11 protein-coding genes and 1 pseudogene are annotated in these 13289 nt (G+C 36.7%); 4 read left to right on the top strand and 8 right to left on the bottom strand.

The window, feature by feature from the left end; translation table 11 throughout:
- Window positions 1-24: 24 nt before the first annotated feature.
- The 4 genes and pseudogenes from ACQQ2I_RS10320 to ACQQ2I_RS10305 form a co-directional block, all read right to left on the bottom strand.
- Window positions 25-1008, bottom strand: coding sequence for a C45 family autoproteolytic acyltransferase/hydolase (locus ACQQ2I_RS10320; RefSeq protein ID WP_431026709.1), 984 nt, complete (start codon window positions 1006-1008; stop codon window positions 25-27).
- A 91-nt stretch (window positions 1009-1099) separates the two neighbouring features.
- The gene (locus ACQQ2I_RS10315; RefSeq protein ID WP_431026708.1) at window positions 1100-1951 is read right to left on the bottom strand and encodes a MerR family transcriptional regulator; all 852 of its coding nucleotides are present in this window, start codon (window positions 1949-1951) and stop codon (window positions 1100-1102) included.
- A gap of 31 nt (window positions 1952-1982) precedes the next feature.
- A pseudogene (locus ACQQ2I_RS10310) lies at window positions 1983-2477 on the bottom strand (recombinase family protein); the annotation flags it as partial.
- Window positions 2431-2973 carry a TetR/AcrR family transcriptional regulator C-terminal domain-containing protein gene (locus ACQQ2I_RS10305; protein ID WP_431030495.1) on the bottom strand — a complete coding sequence of 181 codons (543 nt, stop codon included), beginning with the start codon at window positions 2971-2973 and terminating at the stop codon, window positions 2431-2433. The gene ACQQ2I_RS10305 and the pseudogene ACQQ2I_RS10310, both read right to left, overlap by 47 nt.
- Window positions 2974-3158: 185 nt before the next feature.
- Between ACQQ2I_RS10305 and ACQQ2I_RS10300 the strand changes: the two genes are divergently transcribed.
- A complete protein-coding gene (locus tag ACQQ2I_RS10300) occupies window positions 3159-6284 on the top strand; it encodes an MMPL family transporter (RefSeq protein ID WP_431026707.1) in 3126 nt (1041 codons plus the stop codon).
- Between the two features lie 61 nt (window positions 6285-6345).
- Here the strand turns inward: ACQQ2I_RS10300 and ACQQ2I_RS10295 are convergent, their stop codons facing one another.
- The 4 genes from ACQQ2I_RS10295 to ACQQ2I_RS10280 all read right to left on the bottom strand — a co-directional run bounded on the left by ACQQ2I_RS10295 (window position 6346) and on the right by ACQQ2I_RS10280 (window position 9038).
- Window positions 6346-6510: a hypothetical protein gene (locus ACQQ2I_RS10295; RefSeq protein ID WP_431026706.1), complete on the bottom strand. Its 165-nt coding sequence runs from the start codon at window positions 6508-6510 to the stop codon at window positions 6346-6348.
- A 212-nt stretch (window positions 6511-6722) separates the two neighbouring features.
- A complete protein-coding gene (locus ACQQ2I_RS10290; protein ID WP_431026705.1) occupies window positions 6723-7172 on the bottom strand; it encodes a GNAT family N-acetyltransferase in 450 nt (149 codons plus the stop codon).
- A gap of 134 nt (window positions 7173-7306) precedes the next feature.
- On the bottom strand, window positions 7307-8419 hold the full coding sequence (locus tag ACQQ2I_RS10285) for a serine hydrolase (protein ID WP_431030494.1): 1113 nt from the start codon (window positions 8417-8419) through the stop codon (window positions 7307-7309).
- Window positions 8420-8567: 148 nt separating this feature from the next.
- Window positions 8568-9038: a hypothetical protein gene (locus ACQQ2I_RS10280; protein WP_431026704.1), complete on the bottom strand. Its 471-nt coding sequence runs from the start codon at window positions 9036-9038 to the stop codon at window positions 8568-8570.
- Window positions 9039-9355: 317 nt separating this feature from the next.
- On the opposite strand from ACQQ2I_RS10280, the gene ACQQ2I_RS10275 reads away from it, so the two are divergent.
- From ACQQ2I_RS10275 to ACQQ2I_RS10265, 3 genes are all read left to right on the top strand, one after another.
- Window positions 9356-11539 carry an ATP-binding protein gene (locus tag ACQQ2I_RS10275; protein ID WP_431026703.1) on the top strand — a complete coding sequence of 728 codons (2184 nt, stop codon included), beginning with the start codon at window positions 9356-9358 and terminating at the stop codon, window positions 11537-11539.
- Window positions 11536-12159: a response regulator gene (locus ACQQ2I_RS10270; RefSeq protein WP_431026702.1), complete on the top strand. Its 624-nt coding sequence runs from the start codon at window positions 11536-11538 to the stop codon at window positions 12157-12159. Before ACQQ2I_RS10275 ends, ACQQ2I_RS10270 begins: the two co-directional genes overlap by 4 nt.
- Window positions 12160-12347: 188 nt before the next feature.
- Window positions 12348-13238 (top strand): hypothetical protein, encoded by an 891-nt coding sequence (locus ACQQ2I_RS10265; protein ID WP_431026701.1) that lies wholly within the window; start codon window positions 12348-12350, stop codon window positions 13236-13238.
- The last annotated feature ends 51 nt before the right edge of the window (window positions 13239-13289 follow it).

The raw sequence follows: 13289 nt of genomic DNA, 5'->3' as shown, positions 1-13289 counted from the left end.
ATGTCTTTATTAGACAAGAGGGATTTATTTTAAAACAGCATCTATCAATCGTCTATCTGATACATATTTCGCTCTGTTTGGTTGTCCCTCAGCTCTGTTTATATCTAATGTATTTAAGTTTGCTACAACAGAGAAGAGCGTACCAAAATTTTGTTCTTTTAAATTTAAACAAACATACCCTTGGGTGTCTGACATAATTGATTGTGCAATGGAAAGAGTCATTTTATTGACGTTTTCTTTAAGTCGTATATCTAATGTTTCAAAACGTTCTTTTGATTTGCTCCCATTCCAGCTTTCAGATACTGATGTACTTTCGTGGTTATTGGTACAATGAATATAATTATTAGTAGGAAAACGTACTCGATATTCATTAGGAGTAACTTCTACAACAGCCATATTCCCTAATGGATCTGCTAACAAGTAGTTATTAGCTACCGAACTGGGGAATCTTTTTAATACTTCTATTCCTTCATCCACAGTACAACAATTTTCTAAAATATATTTAACAGCAAAATAAAAATTCAATCCAGGCTTAATTTCCTTATGAGGAACGGATGTAATTCCTACAAATAAACCGTGTTGATTGATACCATCAACTTTTCCAATAAAACAATCTGAATGACCTACATATTTATTTTTGCCTTCAAAACAAACTAATGGGGATTCTGTTATTTTCTTTAAATTTAGGAGCATATCATAATTACGTCCAACAATCATTTCTCTTCCATTGAATGCTGAGAAAATGCTACATTGACCGGCTAATTCAAATACGCCTTTTCTTAAAAGAAAAGAACTTACTTCTTCAAAAGAAGAATGACAGCCTTCTGCAAATCCTTGTATTTCCTTCACAACACTAGAGTCAAATTCAGTAAGAATAGGTTTGCATTGCTCCCCGAATTGTAACTTTTCTTCTGTTACTTTAGGGAATCGAAATCCATTTTTATAAAGGATTTCTGCATAATGCTTACCTGCCTCGTAAGCATTTCCTTTTAATCTCGGATGATACATAGTAATTTCCCTCCTTTACTTCTTTGTATATATAAAGAATAAACCCTCCGGTAGATGGAGAGTTTACCTTGTTTCTATATAAAGCTGTTACTTAACTATCGTTCTTGATAACCTGTATACAGATTTTGGTGATAAACTCTGAGGGATGTATGTTAAAATCCGGTCGTATCTCTCTTATATTAACATTGGAAGGCACAAGTCCTTTTTCATAAATCTCGATCTCTTTCCCTACATGGGTTAGATTCTGTTCCATTATCCAATTTTTCAACATTTCATATCCTACTTCCAGCTCTGAATAAGGACCTTTAACAGTCAGACATGCGTATGTCCCACTAGCTAAAATTCTACAACCGTCTATTTTGTTCGTATCTTTTATTGGAAGAAGTAGTTCTACATCTACCTCTTCTTGATTCAAATTTCGTTCGTGAAAGATAGCCATTAGTTTTCCAGTAATCACTAGATTAAAAGCGTAAACTCGATCAAATAAATTTTTAACTAACTGATCAATAAATTTAACCTTTATTTTCTCACGAATCGTATAAACTAGTATTTCCTTTCGATTTTCAATAGAACATTCGGATAAAAGAGGTCCCGGAATTATAGAAGCCTCTTTTTCGATTTGCATTTTTAACCGATTCATCTCTTCTATCTGTTTGGACATTTGCTTTTTTTGATCCTCAAGTTCCTCGATTTTATGTTCTAACATGCTTTTCCATTGTATCTGATCAGAGCTTTCAATAAGTTCCTTAATCGTAACTAAGGAGAATTGACAGCTTTTTAGCACCATAATTTTTTTCACGATTTGAATTTTGTCATAGTCATAATACCGATAGTTTGTTACAGGATCTATGTAAGAAGGTTTTAGTAATCCAATGTCACTATAATAGCGTAGTGTTTTAACGGGGATATTACATATTTCAGAAAATTTACCTATAGAGTACATTATATTCTCCCTTACGATTATCAAATAGGATCTAACTATCTTGTTCAATGTCCTTTAGTTTACGATAAAACGCAGCCTGACTAACCCCTATAATGGTACATATCTCCTTTACCGTTTTATCTGTTGTTTTTCTTAATTCCATCCATGGTTCCTTCCCGGATGTTTATCCGTATATTTTTCCCCTTCCCCGATACCGGCCCTTTTGCGTAGCCAATTTAATCCCAAAACGTTGCTTTTCTTTAATCATTTCTCGATCTAATTCACTAAATGCGGCCATTCCCGTTAAAAAGAATTTACCAGTAAGTGTTCTTGTATCAATTCCTAGATTCAGGATAAAAAAGTAGATATTTCTTTCACGAAGCTGTTCAACTAGCTGTAGCAACTGAACAGTGTTTCGACCAAGACGATCCATTCGAGTCACAACTAAGGTATCACCAGTGGCAATATTAGAAAAAAGTTCATCCAATTGTTGCTTCTGTTTAGAGACAACGCTGATTTTCTCCTTGACAATTCCCTTCACTAGATAATACTTTCGCTCCGGTCAATTGCTCTCTCAGTGCTTGATCAATCATCTGTATGAACTCGTCTACTGTATAATCCATTTCCCCCATTAGCCAACTAATCGCGATTGCTGTAAAGGAAAGTGTGTAATAATGTGCTAAAAACCCTAAATACTTGTCATCGCAAACATTCATTTCTTCGGTAAACTGCTGAATCACATTCATAATTAAATCATTTACTTCCTGATAGAAAAAGCGATTGAAATGATCACGACCTAAAGACTGTACAGCATTCACTGCAAATGCACGATTTTGATCCAAATAGTGTAACAACTCTCGTAATCCCTCATTCCAAAGCTGTTCATCCTTTCGTTCATACAATAATTCAAGTGCCTCTCGCTCTAGCGTCCACTTTAATAAATCGTAAATATCCTCAAAATGATAATAGAATGTTTGTCGGTTCAAATCAGCGTTGTCTGTTACTTCTTGTATAGAAATTTTCTCTAACGGCTTCGTTTGCATACAATTCTTCAATGCTTTTGCAAGCTCTAATTTTGTTTTCTCACTGCGTTTCACGTACTTACCCCTTTTCATACAAAAATATAAATCTGTCAAAAATTATACAGCTAAAGCGATTTGTCTATAGTTTTTCTAAGTGTTTTCTCGCTATAGTAATAATTGGAAATTCACTACAAAGGACTGATAACATGCAACAACTAAAAAATAAACGTTCTCTTGCTTTTCTATTTTGGCTTGTCGTAGTCATTACTATGTTAATAGTAATGCCGAATCTTGATAGGCTTGTACAAGAAAAAGGTCAAATCTCACTACCAGAGCATGTAGAAAGTTATTTAGGAAATGAGTTACTCAATGACATTTCACATGAAGGGAAGTCTATTTATTCATTTGCTTTTGTCTTTCACAACAAAAATGGCTTAACTGCTAGTAACCACACGGAAATCGAAGAAGTGCTTGCTTACTTTACAGAAAATGCAGAGACTTACGGCATTACAGCTTCGCTTCTCCATACAAAGAGTGAAGCGATTGCCAATCAACTAATTAGTGAAGATGGCACAACCGTTATTAGTCAATTTTCTATTGATGCTAAACAAGGCACTGCTTCTGAAGTAGTCGAAAGACTTCGTGAGCCACTACAAGATATATCCATTGAAACATATGTAACAGGTGCAGACATTGTTAACGATGATTTTGCGACAATGACACAAGAAGGCATTAAAAAAACGGAAGTGATTGCGGTCATTTTTATTATCTCAATTTTAGTGCTCATCTTCCGCTCCCCTGTTGTACCAATGATTTCCTTGTTAACAGTGGGTATTTCTTACATTGTATCACTTTCTCTTGTTACGTTGCTTGTCGAGCATTTTAATTTTCCATTCTCTACATTCACACAAGTGTTCTTAGTCGTCATTTTGTTTGGGGTTGGTACCGATTATAATATTTTATTGTTTACACGTTTTAAGGAAGAGCTTGCTCGAACAGGACACGTACTTAAAGCGATTAGTGAGACATACAAAACGGCTGGAAAAACGGTTATTTACAGTGGAATAGCTGTATTGATTGGGTTTATCGCGCTGTATTTCTCTCAGTTTCAAATGTACAAAGCAACATCAGGAGTTGCTATAGGCGTCTTTGTCTTGTTACTGGTATTGCTCACATTAAATCCGTTTTTTATGGGCTTACTCGGCTTTAAATTATTTTGGCCAGTTAAAAAAGTTCAAGAGCACGGGGATAATAAATTATGGGCAGTTCTAGCTAAATTAGGGTTCCTACGTCCTCTTGTGGCGATTCTATTTGTTGGTATTTTGTCCATTCCGTTTATCTTAACGTACTCAGCTGAGCTGAATTACAATGATCTAGTGGAAATTGATAATCAATATGAATCGAAGCAAGCGATTTTAGTCATTGAAGAACACTACGAAGCAGGAATGAGTGCCCCAACGACGCTTGTTATTCAGCATGATGAAGTACTTACGACACAGCAAAATCTACAAGCACTTGATGAAGTAGCAGCAATCATTAAAGGGACACCAGGTGTAGCTTCTGTGTACAGTGTGACACGTCCTGAAGGTAAACGAATCGAAGATCTATATATCGCTCAGCAATCTTCTACACTTGAAGAAGGCTTAACCAGCGCACAAGATGGTGTTAGCACGATAAAAGATGGTGTTAGCACGATAAAAGATGGGTTTTCAGAAGCACAAGCTGACTTGGAGAAAGAGCAAGATTTAAGTGGTGTGCAAACATTAATTGATGGAACCATACAATTACAAATTGGGGCAGCAAGTTTACAAAATGCCTTAAATAAACTAGCAACTGGTACAACTAGTGCTAAAGCTGGGGCAAATGAATTAGCAGTTGGTGCAAGCTCAGTAGAAAGTGGTCTTGCTGAAGTGGTAACTGGCTTTGCTACCCTACAGCAAAACTATGAAACGATTGCGGCAGGCTTCACTCAGCTTCAGCCAGTATTTATACAAATGGAGCAACTGATAAGCTCTTCTAAACAAGGTTACGAAGCGATTTTAACTTCTATGCAGGCTTATATCCAAACAACACCAGAAGCTGCATCAAATGAATACATTCAAACAATCATTGGCGTTGCTAAGCAAGCAATTGCTGAACTTGAAGACTTATCTGTTCAAATGAATGGCTTGTCCGCTCAGTACGAGCAGCTTATATCAGGCTTTGCTCAAACAAATACAGCCTTTGACAATGCAGAAGCGGGTCTTACACAGTTACAACATGGAGTCACTACTCTTGGAACAGGCGCAAGCTCTCTAGCAACCGGCTTACAGCAGACGAAAGATGGAGCCAATCAAATTGCAACACAATCAGAAGCCTTTTCAAGTGGTTTAAATGAATTACAGGCTGGGCAAACATTACTACAAACGAGTCTAGAAACATTACAAACGCAAATGCAACAGCTGGCAGATGGTTTGCGTAAATCAACAGATGGTTTAGGTGAAGTTTATGATGGTTTAGATGAGGCAAATACCTATCTCGCTGGCCTTTCAACGAATGAAACGGGAACGTTCTATATTCCGCAAGAAGTACTTGAAGGCGAAGACTTTAAAGAAAGTTTAGATGCGTATTTATTAGCTAATCAAACAGCGACAACATTTAACATCGTTCTCGATGTAAATCCGTATACAGAAGAAGCGATGGATATTGTTCGCGAGGTAAACAAACGAATCGACGGTTATGTGGAGAACTCAGTATTAAATGAGGCTGACGTTTATCTGGCCGGTAAAACGATGAGCAATGCCGACTTACAGGACATTTCACAGCAAGACTTTATTCGCAGTGCAATTATTATGATGGCGGGCATTAGTGTCATTTTATTCATCATCACACGTTCTTTTTTACAAACAATTATTATCGATGTAAGTTTGCTACTAGCAACATTTGCAAGTTTAGGCTTAACGGAACTTCTTTGTACAAAAATACTTGGCTACGAGATGTTAAGCTGGAATGTACCGTTCTTTACATACATTATGATTGTTTCACTTGGGGTGGACTACTCAATCTTCCTTATGATGCGCTATAACGAAACGAAAGAATTAGGCCGTGCTGAAATTGTCAATGCTTGCCGACAAATGGGCGGTGTCGTACTTGCTGCCGCTGTTATTTTAGGTGGGACATTCGCTGCACTTATTCCGTCCGGCATCATTACCCTTATCCAAGTAGCCATTGCTGTTCTAATTGGCCTTGTACTCCTTACTGTCTTCATCATGCCACTATTTATTCCTGCGTGCTTAGGGCTAGCTGAAAAAGGAATATCTTGGTTGCAACGACGTAAGGCAAAAATAGAGTAATGCATTTAAGAGCGTATCCGCCAAGTGATACGCTCTTTTACATCTTGCTATGCTTAGAAAGTTATTGTTTTTCTGTTAATTCCTTCAGAAGGCGGATAATTTCTTTGTTTTGCTCTATTTGAGTTTCACTATTTAGTTTCATAATTCTAATCCACCTTAATACGAAAGCAGCTAAAATGATAGGTATTAATACAAATAATGTGGCCAATGTATCGCCGAAGTTCATGCTCTTCATCCTCCTAAAGCTTTATTACCAATATTTCCAAATCTCTATCTCTATCATAATGCAAATAGAAAATGCCAGCACTACTTAATTTTAGTGCTGGTCATTTGAATAATTTCTAATATAGTTCGTTACCGCTTTCATCATAATAATACACATCATAATCATTAACAACGGAATCAATAGAATAAATCCTTGGCTTGTAATGGGATTCTCTATAAATGAATCAACGAGTAATAACCATCTTCATCCGGCTGTGTATTTTCAAGTTTGTATCCTATTGATTGAAAGCATTTGATACAAGCAAAATTATCTGCTTCAATTCCTGCGAACCATTTTTTAATAACGCTCATTTCCGGTAGTAACATTGTTTTTTCTATGATTAATCTACCATATCCTTTGTTACGGAGAGACGGTTTAACAACAAGTGCAACACTACCTATAAAATCATCTTCTGTTTCTACCATAATCATTCCTACCGGTTGCTTATTTTCAAGCGCCAGCCATACAAAATAGTGCTCATTATTATGAATATAGTTATACCATTCATTTAATGGCACCATTCCCCCTAGACGACGTTGAATCTCAAAATCATTAAACCACCTTTGGACTGTTTCCATATCTTTCAATTCAAAAACACGTAACTCAATTAGTTTTATCACCATATAACCTCCTTTCATGCAATTCTGTAATGTTTACTTTTAATGCGTTTCTGCCATGCTACCATTCTTCCTTTACTATGCTCCCTTTAGTTCCAGAAGAATTAAACAACCTTATTATTTCTACAAAGAGCGAAAAGTTAATTACGCTCCCTCCCTAGATGCAACAGTTCTTCTTTTACTTGTGTTCGAAATGTTTCATCGGTCAGAAATTTCAACTTAAAGCTATTTAAATTTCTTGAAAGTTTCTTTTGTTCTATTAAAGATAAATCATTTGAAAAAAAGGCGAATTCTGTTTGGTTGCCATCTTGATCTGTTGCATACATCGCATTCGTCAAAACAAAAGCGGTGGAGCCCCCCTTTTGTCCGGCATGCATTAGCCACTCACGATTGGACGGATTTTGCATTAATTGTTCCATTACCGGATCTAAATAGTGGTGTATCGTTTCGCTAAAGTACGCTTTGCTATTTAGCTTTTGCATAATCGTCACATAATCTGAAGTCGTAGCTCTTGGTAATCTGTCAGACCAGATCTTTTGAAGATCCATGTCCACTACCTTTAAAAGTTGCTGCTTTTCTTGTTTGGTCAGCGGTTGATGTAACCAATTCTCATGAATAGCTATGGCACGGTTTCGGTATTCATCCATATCCATATTCTTTAGTTCATTTACTACTTCTTTTTTCGTTAGTCCTTTTTCATTCATCAACTGAACAGATATGTATAATGCACTGACAATCGGATACAAAGGCTCGTGATGACTAAGTTCTAAGCTTTTTGGCACAGCATTAATAGACTCAAGCCCTAGCACCTGCATTAAATATTCGGTGTTTGCATTGGAGCTATAGGCAATCATCCCATTCGCTACCTCGCTCAACGGTACATCATCTTTCGCATTAATGTCAGCTAACCACGCAGCATGTGCGCCCCCATCTGTTTTCGGGATATAAAAATGATCCAGCTCCTCTAAACTGACTTTTTGTTCAGGGTTAATCCGCCCATCTGCAGCTTGTTTTGCATATTCAATCGCAACAATCATTTTGACCGTACTTGCTAGCGGAAGAGGCTCATATTCATTGACCTCTATCCAACTGTGCCCATTGTAGTGAATGGAAAGCGCTACATCTTGATTTGCTGCTTTGCCCTTTATAAATTGAATTACGTACTCTGGACTGTCCTTCTGAAACAGCCAAATACCAACGCCGATCGCGATACTTCCTAAAGCGATAATGGTTATAAGCAGCCATCTTATCATCTTCAAATGGAACTACCTCCTTAATTAGAGTGTGTAATACTTAATTCAGGAAAATTATTCCTTATTATTTTACGGTTACGATCAAGAAAAGTTTCAAATACATAAAGACCTGACTCTACGATTTTGCGTAGAATCAGGTCTTTTCCGTTCAGTCTGTGTAAGATTCCAATTTTAAGATAAGTTCAGTAAAGACGTTAATAAGTAGTAGTGTAATAGGCGTGAAGAATGGTGTTAAAACGAAAGCATAAAACATCCCCCATCCTAATGTATCTGAAACATTAATTGTTTCAAATTTCCCTTGAATGATGCTTTCCCAAAATATAACGCCGATTGTTCCGCAATAAAGAAGAATAAAAAGTGTGGTCATAAAACTGATTTTCCAAAGTGTTTTTGTACGTACTTGTTTTTTGTCAAAGAAATAGCCACCTAACCAAGCAAATGCCATACTAAATGGAATGATGACAGCAAAATACAACCATCGTTCTCCGGAATTCAAAACAGTGCCGAAAAGATAACCACCTACCACCATTCTTACCACCATCGTAAATATAGACGCAATTAAGAAAGAAACAACTGCCCCAAATAGAGCTCCCTGCAAGATAAATTTCTTTTTACTCAATTTGATTCTCCCGTCCTATTCACAACGGTTTGCACCTGATTTACGCAAAAAAAGCCATTAATAAAACAACACCCAGTATACTTGAAAGTAATAATAAATCATTTTTTACTTCTTGATCCATATATGCCACTCCTAAACTAAATTTCTAACTTTACCATACCATGATGAGTACCGAAAAAACGATTTCGGCTTTCCGAAAAATTCCTTTCGGTGCCGTATTCCCTATTTTATTATTTTCCGAAAATTATCCATAACTACTTCACGTAGAGGTGTGGTTCGTTGATAATAGATATAGTCATAACAAGTGAGGGAGTTATATGGATTTTTTAAAACGCTTAAAACAATATTGGTTTTACATAGCAATGTTTTTTTATATTGTCATGGGGGGGTATGTGCTAACGGTCGCGTACCAACAGCCATTGGTTGGCATACAGATTCAACAACAGGATGATGGCTGGACCATTGAATCGATATGGGCTGAAGAATGGGCAAAGGAACAAGGGATTGCCGTTGGGGATTTTCTGTTATTAGTAGATGAGAAGCCAGTACAGGTAGGGACAACAGATATTTCGACTGCCACTCAACTTCAAGTGCTTCATCATACAGAAGTAAAGGACATCACGGTGAGTAACGCAGATTTACCGTATATGTTTTATATGCACTTTGTCATTCCGTGTATTTATTTTATCATTACGTTACTGACAGCTTGTTATTTATATCGTTATAAGCAAAATCAGCTGTTACCGATGCTCATTTTGTTTTTACTGGCTGTATCACTTGCTTATATTAGTGCAGGTGCTTCAAGCCGAGGTAACCATATTGGTAGTGTAACGATTTCAACCGCTATGTTACTCGGAATTAGTATATTGGTGCATTTTTTACGCAATTACTTTGCTCTACTACGAGTGCGATGGCCTTATACGAAAAATCTTATGTTTATATATAGCTTTCCTATTGCGATATTCTTTATCAGTATTCGTGCTATATGGAGCAATGCGTTTAGTACATTTGCTGGATGGGGTACACTTGTATTTTTCTCTACCGGTTTACTAACGGTGTTTGGGATTTTGCTATATGGCTATACGATTTCAAAGCGATTGCAGCTTAAATTTTTAATTTATAGTTGCATTTTACCTATTTTACCGTTTGTCTTTTTATTTGTTGTTCCTGAAGTATTGTTTCAGCGACCTCTTGTGTCATCTGAAATTTTAGCTGTGTTTTTACTATTCATTCCGTTTAGTTTTATTTTTACCCAATTAACGGAGCGGCTGTTTGGTTTACAATATCACCTTTCCCGAATCCGCTATTATGGGAATATATCCGTTATAACAGCTACAGTTTTAACGGCGTTCATTACGGTTATTTGGCGGGATGTTTTTGATGTTCAGGATGCATTGATTTTGTTTTGTTTAACGCTCATTCTTACGTTTATACTCCTTTATGTGAAAGAGAAAGTAGACTTTCAACAACGAAAGCTGCTCGTCACAACAAATGGGCGTTCGATTCATGGCTTATATGCTGTCATTCAACGAATTGGTAAAGCGCGATCAGAAGTACAGTTAACGGATATCGTTTTAAAAGAAGTGAAAGAAAAGCTTGGCTTTGAGGCATTGGCCATTTATACGATGCCCGCGCAGCAAATTTCTGTGATGCCTTTTGAAGTAACAAAGCGCGGTCCTTTTTATGAGCTTTTACTTCATCGTAATGCAGACCAACAGTATATTTTATCGATTGGCTCACCAGATGAAAAAATTCAACTGCAACATGAGGAAATTATTTGGTTAGAAATGATTGCGCTGTATTGCGATACCTTTTTACATACGCTGAAACAAGTAGAAGAATTAGTCCAAGAAATGTCACTGCAACAAAAATCCATTCCATGGCTCGATAAATTAATCTGGCAATTTGTAGAGAAGGAAAAAGTCATTTTAGCACACGAATTACATGATACCATTTTGCAGGAGCAGCTTTTTTTAGCGAGAGAACTTGACCTTGAGCAAGGTGAACTAAGTGAGCAAAAAATTGAGACGATTCGTGATCAGCTACTTGAAGTGTCCTACGAGCTACGGGAGTACTGTGAAAATTTAAACCCTCCCCTACTTGATACGTTGGGCTTGCAAGCAGCACTAAAGAAATTTACGCAAAAAATGAAAATGCGTGCCGATTTCATTTTGCAGGAGCGAATTGAGCCGTTATCGTTAACAGATGCCACCTACCCCCTAATGATTTATCGCCTTGTACAAGAGCTCTTAAATAACGCATATAAACATTCGCAAGCAAAGAATGTCACATTAGAAGTATTAGCGATTCCGGGCGGAGTTGAAATTCATTATAAAGACGATGGAATTGGTTTAAATATAGATAATTTGGATGAGAGTGATTCGATGGGATTAAAAGGCATGCGTGAACGTGTTCGAGCATTCAATGGCACGATGGATATCTCTTCCACAGAGGCAGAAGGTTTATCGATTTTGATATCAATGAAGGACGTGATGTTGTGAAACTGTTAATAGTAGATGATCATCCAGTTGTACTAAACGGAACGAAAGCTTTACTTGAGCCAATTGAGCAATGGTCAGTACATACAGAACAAAACCCAGACGCAGTCATGGAGCGATTACAAGGTGACGACTATACCCTATGTTTACTCGATATCCATATGAAACCGATCAATGGGGTGGAGCTCGCGGCAAAGATAAAGGCGACTTACCCTGAAACATACATTATTTTATATACAGGTTTTGAATTGACGGATTATTATGAGTTGCTATCATGTCGTAAAGTAGACGGATTATTATCTAAAACCGCAACGAAAGAACAGGTAGTACAAACGATTAGTGCCACACTCCGAAATGAAATCCTAATACCGGCTGACTTTTTAGATTTTATGGCAAGAAGAACGAAAGCTTCATCAACAGATCAAGAGACGATTTTAAATGAAAAGGAATTAGCTATTGTGAAACGCGTAGCACAAGGATGGACGAATAAAGCAATCGCTGTTGAACTAGGTGTTACACAACGCACAATCGAAAATCATTTATCCAAAATCTTTACGAAATTACATGTCGAATCCCGCGCAGAAGCCGCCATCCTTGCAAAAGAACAAGGGTGGATTGATTAAGTGATAAACGACTGCCCTTTCTACAAATATTGTGGAAAGGGTTTTTAAATGCTTAACTGAATCATTTATATAGCCATATTCTAAAGTAGCTTCTCTAATTTATCCTTATTTTGGGCTTAAGTACGTTTAGGTGTTTCTTTAAATGGGGCATGATGATAATGTACGTTTCGAAAAAAGGAGTTGAGTGTATGTACCATTTTTTCCATCCACTTTTACACATTGATTTTGGCACAAATGCACGCATACATCATTATTTGTCGTTAAAAGAGGAGGAACTTTTTGCCCAATCAGGCTGTTCCGAATCCACTCCATTTCTTCTATCTCATATCTACTTTGTGAAAAATTCTATTCAATTGATTCAAAAGCAGGTGTATGAACTCACTGCACATCTACAGCATGAATCATGTATTCCGATTAAATCTTTTTCACTTCATAACACAACTTATTATTCTCATCTCAATTCATATTCATATTTTTTATTTTCATACTTACAATATGATCTGTTTTTAGAAAGGCATGCATTTAGTATATTTGAGCTCGATGTCAGCACGTCCGACAAGAAAGTACGACAATGCTCATTAGGCTTTTCCTCAGCACATATTAGTGACCTCCTAAAGTACCCGATTGACTTGAAAATCGAAATGGAAAAGTTTGATACAATGCAGTCAACCGAACAATCGAAAAAACATCTCGTCTATTGTCAAACGCTATTAATGGATTACTTTGATGTGAATGAGCTTGTAGATTTATACGATATCGAGGAATCGTTACTACTAAAATATATAGGAGACCCGTTAGTATTACTACGAACAATTCAAAAGAAACATAATGATAATCGAATCAAGTTAAGTTTAAAATCACGTACTTCACAAGAAATCGAAGCTTCTCTCGTTGAACTGATTCATCTTGAAAGAAGAATCGTCAAACAAGAGCAATTGCAGAATTTCTTAAGTGTGGATGATTTTAATAACTATACGAAACAACTGCAAAAAACTAAAACTAGAATGATGAGTGGATTACGTATAACGCAAGAGCGATTGGACGCATTCATGGGGTGCTTGCCTGCTGACTTTTTATGATTACGTATAAAAAATAAAAGGCACAGAATTATATATTTCTGTACCTTTTTT

It is taken from the genome of Lysinibacillus sp. LZ02 (assembly GCF_050613145.1).
GTDB lineage: Bacteria > Bacillota > Bacilli > Bacillales_A > Planococcaceae > Lysinibacillus_B.
The sequence above is the reverse complement of the archived record's forward strand: the minus strand, read 5'-3'. Positions and strand labels throughout refer to the sequence as shown.

Coding starts and splice junctions, on each gene's coding strand:
- ACQQ2I_RS10320 (WP_431026709.1), bottom strand. CDS start 1,008: ATGTATCATCCGAGATTAAAAGGAAATGCTTACGAGGCAGGTAAGCAT.
- ACQQ2I_RS10315 (WP_431026708.1), bottom strand. CDS start 1,951: ATGTACTCTATAGGTAAATTTTCTGAAATATGTAATATCCCCGTTAAA.
- ACQQ2I_RS10305 (WP_431030495.1), bottom strand. CDS start 2,973: ATGCAAACGAAGCCGTTAGAGAAAATTTCTATACAAGAAGTAACAGAC.
- ACQQ2I_RS10300 (WP_431026707.1), top strand. CDS start 3,159: ATGCAACAACTAAAAAATAAACGTTCTCTTGCTTTTCTATTTTGGCTT.
- ACQQ2I_RS10295 (WP_431026706.1), bottom strand. CDS start 6,510: ATGAACTTCGGCGATACATTGGCCACATTATTTGTATTAATACCTATC.
- ACQQ2I_RS10290 (WP_431026705.1), bottom strand. CDS start 7,172: ATGGTGATAAAACTAATTGAGTTACGTGTTTTTGAATTGAAAGATATG.
- ACQQ2I_RS10285 (WP_431030494.1), bottom strand. CDS start 8,419: ATGATAAGATGGCTGCTTATAACCATTATCGCTTTAGGAAGTATCGCG.
- ACQQ2I_RS10275 (WP_431026703.1), top strand. CDS start 9,356: ATGGATTTTTTAAAACGCTTAAAACAATATTGGTTTTACATAGCAATG.
- ACQQ2I_RS10265 (WP_431026701.1), top strand. CDS start 12,348: ATGTACCATTTTTTCCATCCACTTTTACACATTGATTTTGGCACAAAT.